At 71.6% G+C, this 16,760-nt stretch carries 5 protein-coding genes and 1 pseudogene; 1 reads left to right on the top strand and 5 read right to left on the bottom strand.

The window, feature by feature from the left end:
- The 5 genes from VF794_RS35845 to VF794_RS35825 form a co-directional block, all read right to left on the bottom strand.
- On the bottom strand, positions 1-6,114 hold a 6,114-nt coding region (locus VF794_RS35845), incomplete at its 3' end, for an SDR family NAD(P)-dependent oxidoreductase (protein WP_331117617.1).
- Positions 6,115-6,124: 10 nt separating this feature from the next.
- Complete coding sequence (locus VF794_RS35840) at positions 6,125-13,771, bottom strand: SDR family NAD(P)-dependent oxidoreductase (protein ID WP_331117616.1); 7,647 nt, start codon at positions 13,769-13,771, stop codon at positions 6,125-6,127.
- A gap of 328 nt (positions 13,772-14,099) precedes the next feature.
- Complete coding sequence (locus VF794_RS35835; protein ID WP_331117615.1) at positions 14,100-15,272, bottom strand: CaiB/BaiF CoA-transferase family protein; 1,173 nt, start codon at positions 15,270-15,272, stop codon at positions 14,100-14,102.
- Between the two features lie 106 nt (positions 15,273-15,378).
- Positions 15,379-15,708, bottom strand: a complete 330-nt coding sequence (locus VF794_RS35830; protein ID WP_331117614.1) for an SCP2 sterol-binding domain-containing protein — start codon at positions 15,706-15,708, stop codon at positions 15,379-15,381.
- Positions 15,709-15,798: 90 nt separating this feature from the next.
- Positions 15,799-16,170 (bottom strand): response regulator, encoded by a 372-nt coding sequence (locus tag VF794_RS35825; protein WP_331117618.1) that lies wholly within the window; start codon positions 16,168-16,170, stop codon positions 15,799-15,801.
- A 198-nt stretch (positions 16,171-16,368) separates the two neighbouring features.
- Between VF794_RS35825 and VF794_RS35820 the strand changes: the two are divergent.
- Positions 16,369-16,760, top strand: a pseudogene (locus tag VF794_RS35820) (sensor histidine kinase); the annotation flags it as partial.

Below are 16,760 nucleotides of genomic sequence, written 5' to 3'. Positions count from 1 at the left end.
CCGCTCCCTCACCTGCCGCGCGCTGCTTCCCACCACCGCCAGCCGGTGCTCGAAGTGCGCTCGGCCCGTCGCCGCCGTGAAGCACACGTCTCCCAGCAACGCGCCGCCCTCCGTCAGTGCCTGTGCGTAGCGGCCCGCCTGCGCTCTCATCGCCTCCGCGCCGCGTCCCGACACCACCAGCACGTGCTCCGGCCTCTCCACTCCCTGAGTCCGCGCGGGCATCGGCGGCGCCTCCTCCAACACCACGTGTGCGTTCGTCCCGCTGAAGCCGAAGGAGCTCACGCCCGCGATGCGCCGGCCCTGTTCCGGGTCCCACGCCGTCAGCTCCACTGGCACCTTCACCGCCATTCCCTTCCAGTCGATGTGCGGGTTGGGCTTCGTCAGGTGCAGGTGCGCCGGCAACTGCTTGCGCTGCATCGCCAGCACCACCTTCATCACTCCCGTCACACCCGCCGCGGACTCCAGGTGCCCGACGTTCGTCTTCACCGAGCCCATCCACAGCGACTCCCCGCCCTTCCGCCCCTCCTTCAGCACCGACCACATGGCCTCGGCCTCGATGGGATCTCCCAGCGACGTGCCCGTGCCGTGCGCCTCCAGGTAGCTCACCTCGGCAGGCGCCACTCCCGCGCTCCGCAAGGCTTGACGGATGACCTCCTGCTGCGCCAGTCCGTTCGGCACCGTGAGCCCGCTGCTCGGCCCGTCCTGGTTCACCGCCGAGCCCCGGATGACGGCCAGGATGTTGTCCCCCTGGGCCTGCGCCTCCGACAGCTTCTTGAGCACCAGCACGCCACAGCCCTCGGCACGCGCGAAGCCATTGGCCGAGGCGTCGAACGTCTTGCACCGCCCGTCCGGCGCGAGCATCCGCGCCCTGCACCCCGCCATCGTCGACTCCGGCGACAGCATGAGGTTCACCCCCGCCGCCAGCGCCATCGTGGACTCACCCGCACGCAGGCTCTGGCAGGCCAGGTGCAACGCCACCAGCGACGACGAACACGCCGTGTCCACCGCCATGCTCGGGCCCTGGAGGCCCAGCGTGTACGACAGCCGCCCGGCCACCACGTTCAGCGACGTGCCCGAGGCGAAATACGCGTCGATGTCCTCTGGCGGCCCCTGGAGGATGACCCGCCCATAGTCAGACGTGGTGATGCCCACGAAGACGCCCGTCCGCGAGTTGCGCAGCCCCGAGGCGTCCTGCCCCGCTCGCTCCAAGGCCTCCCACGCCACCTCCAGCACCATCCGCTGCTGCGGATCCATGCTCTCCGCCTCGCGCGGAGAGATGCCGAAGAACCGCGGATCGAACCGGTCCACCTCGCGCAGGAAGCCGCCCGCGCGCACGTACATCTTCCCCGGCACCTCGGGATCCGGGTCGTACCAGGACTCCACGTCCCAGCGCTCCGGGGGAATCTCCGAGATGGCGTCCGTCCCCTCGCGCATCAACCGCCAGAACGCCTCCGGCGTGTCCGCTCCTCCGGGCAGCCGGCAGGCCATGCCGACGATGGCGATGGGCTCGTCCGAGTGCCCCTGACTCCGGGCCTCGGGCGCGGCGGCCTCCTTTGGAAGCTCCGCCTCGACCTTCGTGAAGAGGTGCTCCGTGAGGGCCTCGACATTCGAGAAGTTGAACGCCAGCGTCGCCGGCAGCGGCACCCCCAGCGCCTTCTGGAGGCTGCCCCGCAGCTCCACCGCCATGATGGAGTCCATCCCCATCTCGGAGAAGCCGCGCTCGGGCGCCAGTGCCCGGCCGGGCTCCAGGCCCAGGGTCTTCGACACGGTCTCCTGGACCAGGGTCCGCAAGGCCTCGCGCCGGGCGGAGGGCGTGGTCGCCTGACGCCACGGCGCGGAGGCCAGGGCCTCCTTCTTGAGCGTCTCCGGAACCTTCGACGCATCCACGGAGCCGAGACGCTCCAGCAGGGGCCGACGGGCCCGGGCCTCGAAGATGGGTCGGAAGCGCTCCCACCGGACACTGGCCACCAGGGCCCGCGGCACGCGCGCGCCCACCAGTCGCTCCAGCCAACCCAGCCCGGTCTCCCGGTCGAATCCGTCCACCCCCACGCTCTCCAGCCAGCTCTGCTCATCCCGGGTGGCCAGACCCCGGCCCTCCCACAGGCCCCAGTTGATGCTCGACACCACCAGCCCCAATGCGTGCCGGTGCTGCGCGAGCCCGTCCAGGAAGGCGTTGGCCGCGGCGTAGTGTCCCATCCCCGCCGAGCCCCACACCGCCGAGATGGACGAGAAGAGGACGAAGAAATCCAGTGGGTCCGTCCGCGTCAGCTCGTGGAGGATCCAGGCGCCGTCCACCTTCGGCGCCAACATCCCGCCGAGCGTCTCCGCGTCCAGGTCCTTCACCAGCGCGTGCGAGGGCACCGCCGCCGCGTGGATGATGCCGCGCAGCGGAGGCATCGAGCCCCGCACCTGCTCGAGCAGCGCCGTCATCGCGTCGCGCTGGGACACATCCGCCCGCGCCAGCAGCACCTTGGCGCCCGCGGCCTCCAGCCCACGCACGGTGGCGATCCGTTCGGCCAGCGCGTCGCCCTTCGCTTCCAGCTCCGCCCACTGCTCCCGCGCCGGGAAGGCCCGACGCGCGGTGAGCACGAGGTTCCGGGCGCCTCGGCGCACCAGCCAGCGCGCCACCTCCAGCCCGAGCTCTCCCTGGCCGCCGGTGATGAGGTACGTCGCCTCCGCGTGCACCGGCACCGGACGGGCCTCCGGCGACTCCCGCTCCACGAGACGCGCCACGTACCGCTGGGCGCCGCGCAGGGCCACCTGGTCCTCACCGTCCGTCGCGCGCAGCTCGTCCCACAGCGGCTCCGCTCCGTCCTCGGGACCCAGGTCGATCAATCCGCCCCACCGGCTCGGGCTCTCCAACGCCACCACCCGGGCGAGGCCCCACAGCGGCGACTGAGCGGGCTGCACGCCCTCCACGCCCACGCCCTGGGCCCCTCGGGTGACGAACCACAGCCGGCCCGTCGACTCCGGCACGGACTCCAGGGCGCGCAGCAGCGAGGCCACACCCAGGCACGCCTCGCGAAGGCCCGCTCCCTCCACGGCCTTCACATCCAGACCCCACAGGTACACCACGCCCGCGCAGGACGTGCCCGTGGGGAAGCGCTCGCGCCACAGCCGCTCCAGGCCCGCCGCGTCCCCGGGGGACACCGCCAGCGCCTCCGGCCGGGGCGCGTTGCCCGCGTACACCTTCACACACGTCTGGCCCCGAGCCTCGATGCGCGCGGCCAGTTGCTCGCCCACTCCGCCGCGATCGCACAACAGCAGCCAGGCACCATCGGACTCGGCGGCGGACGCCGGGCGCGCCACGGGCGCCCACTCCAGCCCGTACAGCTCGCACCTCGCGCCCTTGGCCTCGTTCGTGGGACTGGCCACCGGCACGGGTTGCGCCACCTTCCCGGCGTCCGCGGTGAGGGCCCAGTGCCGCTGGCGCTGCCAGGGGTAGCGCGGCAGCACCACCTTGCGGCGCGCCGGCTCGGGGTCCACCTTGCGCCAGTCCAGGGGGAGGCCCCGCGCGAACAGGCGCCCCTGCACGCCGAGCATCTGCTCCAGGTCGTCCTTGCCCTTGCGCAGCGAGGGCAGCCACTCCGGCCCCTCGCCCAGGCAGGCCTTGCCGAGCCCCAGCAGCGTGGTGTGCGGGCCCACCTCCACGAAGGCGTCGATGCCCAGCCCGCGCAGGGTCTCCATACCCTCCTGGAAGCGCACGGCCTCGCGCGCGTGGCGGCGCCAGTAGGCCGGCGCGCCCAGATCGTCCGCGCCCACCACCCGGCCCGTCACGTTGGAGACGAGCGGCAGGCGCGCGGGCGTCCGCTTCATCCCCGCGGCCTTCGACTCCAGGGCAGCGAGCATCGGCTCCAGCAGCGGCGAGTGGAAGGCATGCGAGACGTTGAGCTTCCTCACGGCGAGGCCCTGGACCTCCAGCCCCGAGGTGATGCGCTCCACCGCCTCCGCGGCGCCCGAGAGCGTGAGCTGTCCCGGCGCGTTGTACGCGGCGATGGACGCCCGGTCCCGGTACGGAGCGAGCAACGGTGCCACCTGCGCCTCGGTGGCGAACACGGTGGCCATGACGCCACCCGAGGGCAGCGCCTGCATGAGCCGCCCGCGCTCGGCGATGAGGTCCAGCGCGTCCTCCATCGAGAGGATGCCCGCCACGCACGCGGCGGCGAACTCGCCCACGCTGTGGCCCATCACCGCGTCCGGCACCACGCCCCACGAGCGCCACACCTCGGCCAGCGCGTACTCCAGGGCGAAGAGCGCCGGCTGGCTGTACTCCGTCTGGTCGATGGGCGAGGCCACCCCGTCCTTCGGGTACAGCACCCCCAGCAGGTCCATCCGCGGCTTCAGCCGCGCGGCGCAGCGCTCGATGGCGTTACGGAAGACGTCGGACGTCTCGAAGAGCCGCCGGCCCATGCCGGCGAACTGCGAGCCCTGGCCGGTGAAGAGGAAGGCCACCTTGGGCGGGGTGTGTCCCGCCTTGCCCTGGGCCACGTGCTCCGGCTTCGTCCCCGAGGCGAACGCCGTCAGGCCCGAGGTCAGCGCCTGGGCCGAGCTCCCCACCACGGCCAGCCGGTGCGGCATGGACGGACGGGTGGCGTTGGTGGTGAAGCACACGTCCGCCACATCCAGCTCCGGGTGGGCGGTGAGGTGCTCGGCGTGGCGGCGCGCCGTGGCCACCAGCGCTTCCTCGCTCCGAGCCGAGAGCGTCAGCAGGTGCGCGGGACGCGGCGCGGGTGCGCGCGTCGCCGGGGCCGGCACAGGCGCCTCCTCCAGGATGACATGCGCGTTCGTCCCGCTCATGCCGAAAGCGCTCACGCCCGCCAGTCGGGGCGTCGCCGAGCGCTTCCACGGCTGGAGCGCGGTGGGGACGAAGAACGGGGTGCCGTCCAGCCGGATGCGCGGGTTGAGCCGGCTGAAGTTCAAATGTTTCGGAATGGCCTCGTGCTGGAGCGCCAGCACCACCTTCATGAGTCCGGCGATGCCCGCCGCCGACTCCAGGTGTCCCAGGTTCGTCTTCACCGACCCGAGCCCGCACCGGGAGCCGTCCGCCCTCGGCTTGCCCAGCACCTCCACCAGCGCCTCGACCTCGATGGGGTCGCCCAGCGGGGTACCGGTGCCGTGTGCCTCCACGTAACCGATGGCGGAGGGCTCCACCTTCGCGTTCGCCAGGGCCTGCCGCAGCAGGGCCTGCTGCGCGAGCATGTTGGGCGCGGTGAGCCCCTGGGAGCGACCATCCTGGTTGACGGCCGAGCCACGGATGACCGCGAGGATGGTGTCCCCCTGCGCCTGCGCGTCCGACAGGCGCTTGAGCACCACGAGTCCAGCACCCTCGCCGCGCACGAAGCCGTTGGCCCGCGCGTCGAAGGCACTGCACCGGCCGTTCGGGGAGAGCGCCTGCATGCGCAGGAGCGTCTCCGAGACGAACGGATCCAGCACCAGGTTCACGCCGCCCGCGAGCGCCACGTTGCTCTCGCCGGAGCGCAGGCTCTGGCAGGCCAGGTGCAACGCCACGAGCGAGGACGAGCACGCCGTGTCCACCGCCATGCTCGGCCCCTGCAACCCCAGCGCGTAGGACACGCGTCCGGGTGGAAAGCAGTGCCCGTTGCCCGTGGCGAAGTACGGATCGATGCGATCCGCATCCGTGGGCAGCAGCCGCCAGTAGTCGTCGCCGGTGACGCCGACGAAGACGCCCGTGGGCGTGTTCAGCATCCGCTCGGGGTCCTGCCCCGCGTGCTCCAGCGCCTCCCAGGCCACCTCCAGCAGCAGGCGCTGGCGAGGATCCAGACTGGCGGCCTCGCGCGGGGAGATGCCGAAGAACTCCGCGTCGAAGCCGCTCACGTCCTCCAGGTAGCCCGCCCACCGCGGCGAGCCCGTGTCCGGACCGATGCGGCGCGCGGCCGGCTCCTTGCGGACGGCGTCCCGCCCGGAGGCCAGCAGCTCCCAGTACGCCTCCGGTGTGTCCGCGCCGCCGGGGAAGCGGCAGCCCATCCCGATGATGGCGATGGGCTCGGTGCGGGCCCGCTCGAGCGAGTCGATGCGGGCCTGCATCTTCTGCATCACCGTGACAGCTCGAGCCAGACGCTGCTTGAGCTCGTCCTTCACATCCTCGCCGCTCATGATTCCTCGCTCACTTCACGTCTTCCCAGGCGGATAGCGCGTCATCCACCAGATCGAGCAGCTTGCCCTCGGAGAGCTCGGCGAGCTGGGCCGCCTGGATCTCCCTGGAGGTGGGCACCGGGGCCGCCTCCTGCTTGGGCATGAGTCCGAGCTGCTCCAGCAGGTACGTCGCCAGCGCCGCGAGCGTGGAGTGCGCCCACAACAGCGTCACCGACAGCTTCAGGTCCAGCACGGCCTCGATGCGGTTGCGCAGCTCCAGGCTCATCAGCGAGTCGAGCCCCAGGCCGCGGAACGGCTCGTGCCGCCCCACGCGCGACGGGTCGATCCGCAGCACCTGTCCGAGCCTCTCCCGGAGGTAGCCCTCCAGCAGCCCCAGCCGCTCTCCGGGCGAGGCCCGCCGCAGGTTGATCAGCACGTCCGAGCGCGGGCGCGACGAGTCGCCGTAGCGCTCCGAGGCCAGCTCGTCCCAGACGCGCAGCGAGGCCACGCTCGGGAAGAACTCCAGCCACTGGCGCACGTCGAGCGCCACCGCGGCCACCTGCACCGCGCCCTCCTCCAGCAGGCGCTCCAGCAGCGCCTCGCCCTGACGGGGGGTGAAGCTCGCCATGCCCTGGTGGGCCAGCCGCTCGCCACGGTTGGAGGCCGCCGCCGCGAGGCCCACCTCGGAGAAGGGGCCCCAGTTCACGCTCAGCGCCGCCAGACCCTGCTGGCGCCGGTAGTGCGCCAGGGCATCCATCGCCGCGTTGGCCGCCGCGTAGTTGCCCTGGCCCGGCAGGCCCAGCAACGAGGCCATGGACGAGTAGAGGATGAAGAGATCCAACGGCTCGTCCCGGGTGAGCATGTGCAGGTTCCACGCGCCCTGGACCTTCGGCATCATGACCGTGCGGAAGCGCGCCGGCTCCTGCTGCTCCAGGATGCCGTCGTCGAGCACGCCCGCGCAGTGCAGCACGCCCCGCAGCTGGGGCATCTCCGCACGGGCCCGCTCCAGCACCTCGCCCAGGCGCCGTCCGTCCGCCACGTCCACCTGTGCCACTTCCACGCGCGCGCCCTCGGCCCGCATCGCATCCAGCTCGGGCTGGACGGACGGGGACACGCCGTTGCGGCCCAGCAGCAGCAGGTTCCTCGCGCCATGCCCCACCAGCCATCTGGCCGCCGACAAGCCCAGGCCACCGAGGCCGCCGGTGATGAGGTACGTCGCGTCCTCACGCACCCGGAAGCCCGGCCGCGGAGGCACCAGGCGCAGCGCCGGGTCCTCCATGGAGAGCACCAGCTTGCCCACGTGCAGGCCCTGCGCCATCTCGCGGAAGGCCTCGGAGGCCTGCGACACGGGGAACACGCGGTACTGGATGGGCTTGAGCGCGCCCGACTCCAGCTGCTCGGTCACCTCGTGCAGCAGCCGCGAGCACAGCGCCGGCCGCTGCTCCCTCAGTCCCACCAGGTCGATGGCCGCGTAGATGAGGCGGCGGCGGAACTGGGAGAGGTCCAACGCACGCCCGTCGTAGATGTCGCGCTTGCCCACTTCCAGGAAGCGCCCATCGGGGGCCAGCACCTCCATGCTCCGGGTGATGGCGTCGCCAGCGAGCGAGTTGAGCACCACGTCCACGCCCTCGCCACCGGTGAGGCGCATCACCTCGTCCGCGAAGGCGAGCGTGCGCGAGTCCATCACGTGCTGGATGCCCATCCCGCGCAGCAGCTCCCGCTTCTCGGGCGTGCCGGCGGTGGCGAAGACCTCGGCCCCCACGGACTGGGCGAGCTGCACCGCCGCCAGGCCGAGTCCACCCGCGGCGGAGTGGATGAGGATGCGCTCACCCTTGCGCAGCCGCGCCAAGTGGTTCAGCGCGTACCAGGCCGTCATGAAGACGCTGGGGATGGAGCTCGCCTCCGCCATGCTCAAGTTCTTGGGCTTGCGCACCGCGAAGCGGGCATCCGTGACGACGTGGGAGCCCATGGCCGCCGGCGTGAAGGCCAGCACCTCGTCTCCCACCGCGAGGTCCGTCACTCCCGGCCCCACGGCCACCACGCGGCCCGCGCAGTCGAGCCCCAGCGGCATCGTCCCCAGCGTCATGCCAGGCGACAGGCCCATCGTCTTCATCACGTCGATGAAGTTGAGCGACGAGGCCTCGATGGCGATCTCCACCTCTCCGGCCTTGGGCTTGCGCCGCTCGGCCATGCGCACCACCACGCCGCCGAAGACTCCCGGCGGAGGCGTCTCCACCTGGAAGGGCTTGCCGGCCGCGGGCAGCAACGGCTCCGAGTACAGCTCCTTCGCGCCCGAGCGCCGGTTGAGCCGCGCCGCGTAGCGCGCCTCGCCCCGCAGGGCCACCTGTTCGTCCTCGGCCCGCGCGGCCAGCTCGCGGCCCAGCGACTCCACGTCCACCATGGGCGAGGCAGGATCGATGTCCACGCAGGTGCAACGCAGCTCCGGGTGCTCGTGGCCCACCGCGCGCCCGAGTCCCCAGAGCGCCGCCTGGAGCGCTCCCGTCGCGGGCGAGCCCATCACCGGCCAGGCGCCCCGCGTCACCATCCACAGGCGCGGAGGATCCCTCCACCCCAACCGCAACGTCTCCTGGACGATGCGCAGCGCGCCGCCGCAGGAGCGCACCGCCGCGTCGAGGGCCGCGTCACCCGAGACGTCCGGTGCCGGGAGATCCAATCCCCACAGGTACGCGACGCCCGAGCAGGCGCCGCCCTCCGGGAAGCAGGCCTGGAGCACCGCGCGCAGATCCTCGCGCGAGCCGGGCGTCACCGCGTAGTGGTGGTTGCCCAGCTTGCGCAGGCCCGTGCCGGACTCCACCCGGACACAGGAAGCGCCCCAGGACTCCAGCATGGTCGCGAGCGCGCCGCCCACGCCCGTGGCGTCCATGAAGACGAGCCACGGCGCGTCGGTAGAGCCCGGCTCGAACACCGCGGGCAGGCCCACCCGGCGCCACGCCAGCTCGAAGAGCGAGCGATCCTGTTCCGCGCGAGCACGACCATTCCGGGTCGGCAGCGCCGAGAGCACCAGGCCCTCCACCTCGGCGAGGGGCTGGCCCTGCCCGTCGAGCAGGACAACGTCCCCCTCCAGCAGCGAGCCCTTGCGCCACGGCTCCCGCTGCACGAGGCGCGCGTACGCCCACTGCACCGCGCCCCGGCGCAGCACCTCGAAGCGACGCAGGCGGATGGGGACGAAGGTGGTGTCTCCCGAGGGCGCGGCCTCGAGCAACACCTGGAGCGCCGCGTCGAGCAGCGCGGGGTGGAAGCCCACCGAGGACTCGAGCGACTCGGGCGCGACGATGCGGCCCACGGCCTCGCCGTCGAGGCGCCACACCTCCTGGAGGCCCCGGAAGGTGGGGCCGTACTGGAGGCCCCGCTGTTCCATGTCGTGGTAGTGCACCTCACCCAGCCGGAGCTCGGTGCTGCGCCGCTGCACCTCTTCCACCGCCACCAGGGACAGCTTGCCGCGCCCGCCGCTCTCGGACATGCGCACACGTCCGGTGGCGTGCACCGTCCACACCTCCGCGCCGCTGATGCCCGGCGTGGGGATGAAGCTGGACACCTTGAAGGAGCCTCCGCCCGTGGAGTTCGTGTCCAGCAGCACCTCGGCCGTGCGCGTGCCGTTGCCCAGCAGCGCCAGCGCCTCGTCGATGCGCAGGTCCTCCAGCGCCCACGGCCCGGGGCCGAGCGCCGACTGCACCGCCGTCAAGGCCCAGTCCAGGTACGCCGTGGTGGGCAGGAGGATGGTGCCCTGCACCCGGTGGTCTCCCAACCAGGACAGGTTCTCCGCCCCCACCTCCACGTCCCAGATGAAGGCATTGGGCCGAAGGGAGGAGCGGCGCGTGGCGCCCAGCACCGACTGGCGCCGGTGCGTCCGGGCCTCCGCCGGGGCGGGGCTCGCCGCGCCCGGCTGGAACCAGCAGGGCTGGCGCTGCCAGGGGTAGTCCGGCAGCCGTACCAGCCGGCCTCCCTTCCCGTGCAGGGCCTTCCACTCCACCTCGCGGCCCACCGCGTAGAGGCCGCCGAGCGTCTCCAGCATCACCTCGCGCTCGGGCTGCTCGCGCCGCAGGGAGGGCAGCACCGTGCCCTCCATGCGCAGGTGGGCGATCGTCTGCTCGATGGAGGGCAGCAGCACCGGGTGCGGGCTCACCTCCAGGAAGAGCGAGTGGCCGTCGTTGACCAGCCGCTCCACCACCGGCGCCAGCAGCACCGGGTCGCGCAGGTTGCGCACCCAGTAAGACGGCTCCAGATCGGCACCGTCCGTCACCTGGCCCGTCACCGTCGAGTACAGCGGCACCTCGCCCCGCCGTGGCGCCAGACCCTCCAGCGCCAGGAGCAGGTCCTCGCGCAGCGGCTCCATCTGCGGGCTGTGCGAGGCCACGTCCACCTTCACCTTGCGGCAGAAGACGTTGCGCGCCTCCAGCTTCTCCAGCACCTGGGCGAGCGCGCCCTGCTCACCGGAGAGCACGGTGGAGCGGGGGCTGTTGCTGGCCGCCACGGAGAGGAACTCCTCCAGGCCGCGGATGGCCACGCGGGCCTCGTCCAGCGTCAGCTCCACCATGGCCATGCCGCCCCGGCCACTCACCCGGCGCAGCAGCAGGCTGCGGCGGCAGATGATGCGGGCCGCGTCCACGAGGTCCAACGCCCCGGCCACGTGCGCCGCGGCCACCTCGCCCATGCTGTGGCCCACCACCACGTCGGGCACCACGCCCCACGCGCGCCACAGCCGCGCCAGCGCCACCTGCATCGAGAAGAGCGCGGGCTGCACCTGGTCGATGCGCTCCATCCACCCCGCGTCGTCCGAGGCCAGCACCTCCATGAGCGACCAGTCCACGAAGCGGCGCAGCGCCGCGTCGCACTGCTCCAGCGCGGCGCGGAACACGGGCTCCTCGGCCATCAGCCGGCGGCCCATGCCGACCCACTGCGAGCCCTGACCCGGGAAGACGAAGACCACGGGCTGGTGCCGGCCGTCGGCGTGGCGGGTGACGGAGAGGCCCGGACGCATCTCCCCGCGGATGAAGGCCTTCAGGCCATCGCGCGCCTCGGTGGGGGTGCGGGCCAGCAGCGCCATCCGGTAGACCAGGTGGTCGCGGTGCACGGAGGCCGAGTAGCTGAGGTCATGCAGCGACAGCGGGTGCTTCTCCAGGCGCGCGACCAACAGGCGCGCGGCCTCCGCGAGCGCCTCGGGCGTCTGCGCGGACAGGGGCAGCAGCTCCGTGCGACCGGGGAGCTCGGCCCGCCGCTGCTCGCTGGGGAGCTCGGCCACGGGCATCTCGGGCGGAGGTAGCGCCTCCCAGCGCACGTGGAGGCCCCGGGCGTGCAGCGCCGCGAGCGCCTCCAGCAGGGCCGCGCGCGCCTCGTCCCGCCGCAGCGAGCCCACCACCACCCCCGACCGGCCGGCCTTGCGCAGCAGTTGCTCCACCGGGCGGCACAGCACCGGGTGCGGGCTGAGCTCCACGAAGGAGTCGAAGCCCTCGGCCACCAGCTTCTCCACCACCTGGGCGAAACGCACCGGCTGGCGCAGGGTGCGGCAGCGCACGTCCCCCATGCGGCCCTCCGGCCCCAGCTCGCGTGCCACGGTGGACACCCAGCGGCCTCCCAGGCCCCGCGCCTTCAGCCGCTCCTGGGCGGCTTCCAGCTCGTCACGCAGCGACTCCCACTGCCGCAGGCGGCTGGCGCGGTACACCATCCACACCGCGTCCGAGGCCTCCAGCCCGCCCATGACGCACGCGGCGGCCACCTCGCCCACCCCGTGGCCCACCACCACCTCCGGCTCCACGCCCCAGGAGCGCCACAGCGCCGCCAGCCCCACCTGCACCGCGAGCGTCAGCGGCTCGGCGGCGTCCTCGTCCGTCAGCGCCTTGGCGTGCGGATCCCGCAGCGCCTCCACGAGCGACCAGCCGGCCAGCGGCATGAAGGTGGTGTCCAGGGCCTCCACGCAGGCGAGGAACACCGGCTCCGTGGCCAGCAGCTCCCGTCCCATGGTCGGCCACTCCGAGCCCTGCGGCGCGAAGATGAAGGCCACGCGCGCCGGCTCGCTGACATCCCCCGTGGTCAGGCCCGCGCGCTTGCGGCCCTGACGCAGGGCCTTGAGCTGCGCGACGAGCTCCGCGCGCGTGCGGAACGTGAGGGCCGCGCGGTGGCGCCCCGTTCCCACCCGCAGCGCCCAGGCGCGGCACAGGTCGCGCACGCACACCGGATCCTCCTCGTGCACCACCAGGGCCTCGGCCTTCGCCGCCTGGGCCAGCAGCTCCTCCGCGGTGCCCGCCGCCAGCGGCAGCAGCTCCTCGCGCCCCACTGGCGCCTCCTCCAGCACCACGTGGGCGTTGGTACCACCCCAGCCGAACGCACTCACTCCGGCCGTCGCCGGCTCGTCCTCGCTGGGCCACGGCGTCAGCTTTTGCGGCAGGGTCAGCCGCAGCTCGCCGAAGGGAATGCGCGGGTTGGGCTCTCCGTGCATCAGGTGCGGCGGCACCAGCCGGCGCGACATGGACAGCGCCACCTTGATGAGGCCCGCGATGCCCGCCCCTCCCTCCAGATGCCCGATGTTGGCCTTCACCGAGCCGATCATCAGCGGCCGATCGATGGACCTGCCCTCCCCCAGCGCGGCGCCCAGGGCGCTCGCCTCGGTGGGATCTCCCAGCGCCGTGCCCGTGCCGTGCGTCTCCACGTAGTGCACGCGGCTGGGGGGCACGCCGGCGCGCGCGTACGCCTCGCGCAGCAGCGCCGCCTGCCCGGGCACGCTCGGCGCGGTGAGCCCGTTGCCGGTGCCGTTGTTGTTCACCGTGGAGCCACGGATGATGCAGTAGATGCGCGCGCCCGAGGCGAGCGCGGCCGACAGCGGCTGCAACACCACCAGCCCCGCGCCCTCGCCGCGCCCGAAGCCATCCGCGCTCGCCGCGAACGCCTTGCTCCGCCCGTCCGGCGACAGCCCGCCGAACTTGGACAGCAGCACGTTCGCCTCGGGCGAGAAGATCAGGTTGACGCCGCCCACCAGCGCCATCCGCGACTCGCCCGCGCGCAGGCTCTGGCAGGCCAGGTGCACCGCCACCAGCGACGAGGAGCACGCCGTGTCCACCGTGAGGCTCGGCCCGCGCAGCCCCATGAAGTAGGACAGTCGGTTGGCCACGATGTTGAGCGACTGCCCCGTCGCGCTGTGCGGCGTCACCGCCGCGTGCTCCGTCAGGTGCCGGTCCGCGTACTCGTGCCAGATGGCGCCCATGAACACGCCCGTGCGCGAGCCCTTCAGGCTCGACGCCGGGACGCCCGCGTCCGCCAGCGCCTCGCAGCACACCTCCAGCATCAGCCGCTGCTGGGGATCCATCTCCGCGGCCTCGCGCGGGGAGATGCCGAAGAAGAGCGGATCGAACCCGCTCACCTCGTCCAGGAAGTACCCGTGGCGCACATGACTCTTGCCGGGCGCCTGCGCATCCGCGTCGAACCAGGCGCTGTTGTCCCAGCGCTCCGGCGGAATCTCCCGCAGCAGATCCCTCCCGTCGCACAGCACCCGCCAGAACGCATCCGCGTCCGGAGCCCCTGGAAAACGGCATGCCAGCCCCACCACCGCGATGGGCTCCGCCTCACGTGCTCCGCGCGCCATCCCGGCCTCGGAGCCGTCCAACTCCTGCTCCGCCTTGTCGGTGGAGCGGGACCCAAGCCCCAGCTGGTTCTCGTTTTCCGTCATCTGTTGCCTTCCTGTTTCCGTCAAAGGTCCACTGCGCACTCGGCGAGTGTCAACAGCCCCACTGTCAATGAATTACACCGCTCGCGGGTTTCGCTTGGTTCGCAGGCGCCTGCGTGTTGATTCCTCTCACGGATGCTCAACCCCCCGCCATGCTTCGGGACGTCGTTTTCAGAGAGCGCCGACGCCCACACTCGGCGGAACTCAAAATCGCATGTCTCTGATTTCATGTGTAGCGGGTAAAGGCAGACCCCCACCCTTTACGGGAGATCCGGGATTGATGACGCACCTGGACCTCGCGCACGCACTGCCAGCCAATTCCTGACAAGACTCAGGTGACCAGTCTTTCAATTTCTTCCGGGCTAAAGCCTGCCTCGACGAGAATTTTCCGGGAGTGCTGTCCCAAATCAGGCGGAGGTCGCAGCGGCGTTTCACCCAGACGAAGAGGCGTGAGCAGGTGGGTCACCTTCCTCCCACGTTGGGTGTCTTCCGACTCCACGAAGAGACCCCGGGCGCGCAGCTGGGAATCCTCCAGCACTTCGTCGCCCTCGAGTACCGGTTCCACACACAAGTCCTTACCCGCGAAGCGCTCGCGCCAGTACGCCAGCGGGTGCTCGGCGAAGAGGCGGGCGAACTCGGCCTTGGCCCGGGCTCCGGCCTCGCCGGTGTCGTATGCGTCCGACAGCAGCTCCGGACGCCCCAGCACCTCGCATACGCCGGCGAGGAACTTGGGCTCCAGCGCGCCCACCGCCAGGTAGCGGTCGTCCTTCGTGCGGTAAAGCCCGTAGCAGGCGTAGCCGCCGTTGAGCGCCTCGCGGCCGCGGCGCAGCGGCTGGCCGTGCTCGCCCATCACCAGTCGCGCCGCCAGGTGCATGTGGAGGAAGGCCAGGGCGCCATCCGTCATGGACACGTCCACGAAGCGGCCCTGCCCGGTGCGCTCGCGCTCATGGAGCGCCGCGAGCACACCCACCAGCGCGAAGAGGCTGCCGCCGCCGATGTCTCCCATCTGCACGCCCGGAAAGGCCGGGGCGCCCCCCGCCTCGCCGCCGTAGGCGAGCACGCCCGCGCGCGCCGCGTAGTTGATGTCATGCCCCGCCTTGAGCCGATCCGGCCCCGTCTGCCCGTAGCCGGAGATGGCGCAGTAGATGAGCCGTGGGTTCTGCTCGCGCAGCACGGACCAGCCCACGCCCAGCTTGTCCAGGACGCCGGGGCGGAAGCTCTCCACCAGCACGTCGTAGCCACGCACCAGGCGCTTGAGGGCCTCGCGCCCCTCGGGGGACTTGAGGTTGAGCACCAGCGAGCGCTTGTTGCGGTTGAGGCCGTAGTAGAGCGCGCTCTCCTCGTCGCGCAGCGGCGGCATCTGGCGGATGTAGTCCCCTCCATCGGGGTCCTCGACCTTGTCCACCGTGGCGCCGAGGTCGGCGAGCACCAGCGTGGCGTAGGGACCGGGCAGCAGGCGTGACAGGTCCAGGACCTTGAGCCCGGAGAGCGGGAGCGTATCCATGCGTGGGGGGTTCTCAGGGGTGGGCACAAAAAAGAAGCGGCGCGGCCCCGGAGAGGAGCGCGCGCCGCTCGAGGAGTCCGCGCCCGGAGGCGCGTCTCCGGTGAGTCTAGCCCAGCAGCTTCGCCAACTTCATCGCAAGCCCCATGTCCATGGGCTTGAACTTCAGCTTGCCCTGCATGGCGGCCATCTGCGCGTTGAGCGTCTTCGCGCGGATCTTCACGAAGTCCTCGTTGCTGACGGTGACGGTCATCTTCGGCTCGCCCGCGGCGCCCTTGGACACCCAGTTGTCCTGCTTGGTGCAGTCCAGCGTCCAGGTGCCGCCGTTGTCGCCGGTGATGTTGAAGTGGATGACCGAGTTGATGTCCTTGGCCAGCTCCGGCTTCTGCTGAAGGGTGGCCGGAATGTCCTTCTCGATGATGTCCTGTGCGCTCGACATGACTCTCTCCTCCGAGGGATTGACTGGTGAATCAACAGTCGGATGGGACCGTAGTGATGGGGCTGGGACAGGTCAAGGACGCAGGGAACCCTAGCGCGCGGTACTGGCCTGGGCCTGACTCAAGGAGCGGCGCACCATGTCCAGCAGGTCATTGAGTTCGAAGGGCTTGGCCAGGTGTCCCACCGCGCCGATGTCCGTGGCCTTGCTGCCCACGTTGCGATCCGCGCTGAGCACGATGATGGGGATGGTGGCCACGCTGGGCTTCTGCCGCATGCGCTGGGCGAACTCCCAGCCATCCATCACGGGCATCATCAAGTCCAGGAGGATGAGTTGGGGCGGATTGGGCTCGAGCTTCTCCAACGCTTCCTTGCCGTTGCGGGCGCGGCGGATCTCGAAACCCTCGGCCTCGAGAATCTCGGAGAGGGCCTCGAGGATGTCGGGGTCGTCATCGACCACCAGCACGACGTTGGAGTCCTGGTGCTGATAATTGGCGGAAGACAGATTCTTCTCCTCGGGTTGCGCGCCCCCGATTGTCGCCCAATCCAGGCGCCAGGGGACGGAAGAAATCAACTGGCTCGCGGGGCAGAGTGGCAGGCACGTTGCAAAACCGACAGTGACGCCCCACCGTTCTCCTAACCCATGGACGAGGAGACGGCAGGCGTGAGGGACGACGGGCTGCGGGGAACGGAGGCGGGCGGGGCAGAACCCGGATTCGCCATCCTCTCGCGGCGAGGCCAGCCGCGTGAGGTGGATGAACGGCTGTGTGCTCACCTGGGTCTCGAACAACTGCCCGAGGGCCTGGGCACCGTGGCCGAGCTCCTCCAGGCGGCCGGCTTTCAACGGCGCCCGGGAACGGACATCTGGGAGCGCGAGGGACGGTGGGTGCGGGCGGGCGAGCGCCCCCTGGGGGACGGGGCACGGTTGGTGTGGACGCAGCCCGTCCAGAGCGACGAGGAAGCTGCCCGTCGGCAGGTCCGCTATCTGGGGCTCGCCTCTCATGATCTCCGGGGCTCCCTCGCCAACGTGCGCTCGTACGCCGCCCTGCTGCTCAA

Origin of the sequence: Archangium sp. (genome assembly GCF_036389735.1) — a bacterium.
GTDB lineage: Bacteria > Myxococcota > Myxococcia > Myxococcales > Myxococcaceae > Archangium.
Note: the sequence above shows the minus strand (reverse complement) of the source record. Positions and strands in the feature narration are given on the sequence as shown.

What these genes read in the sequence shown, in the direction of transcription:
- VF794_RS35830 (WP_331117614.1), bottom strand. Translation starts at nt 15,708, where the DNA reads ATGTCGAGCGCACAGGACATCATCGAGAAGGACATTCCGGCCACCCTT.
- VF794_RS35840 (WP_331117616.1), bottom strand. Translation starts at nt 13,771, where the DNA reads ATGACGGAAAACGAGAACCAGCTGGGGCTTGGGTCCCGCTCCACCGAC.
- VF794_RS35835 (WP_331117615.1), bottom strand. Translation starts at nt 15,272, where the DNA reads ATGGATACGCTCCCGCTCTCCGGGCTCAAGGTCCTGGACCTGTCACGC.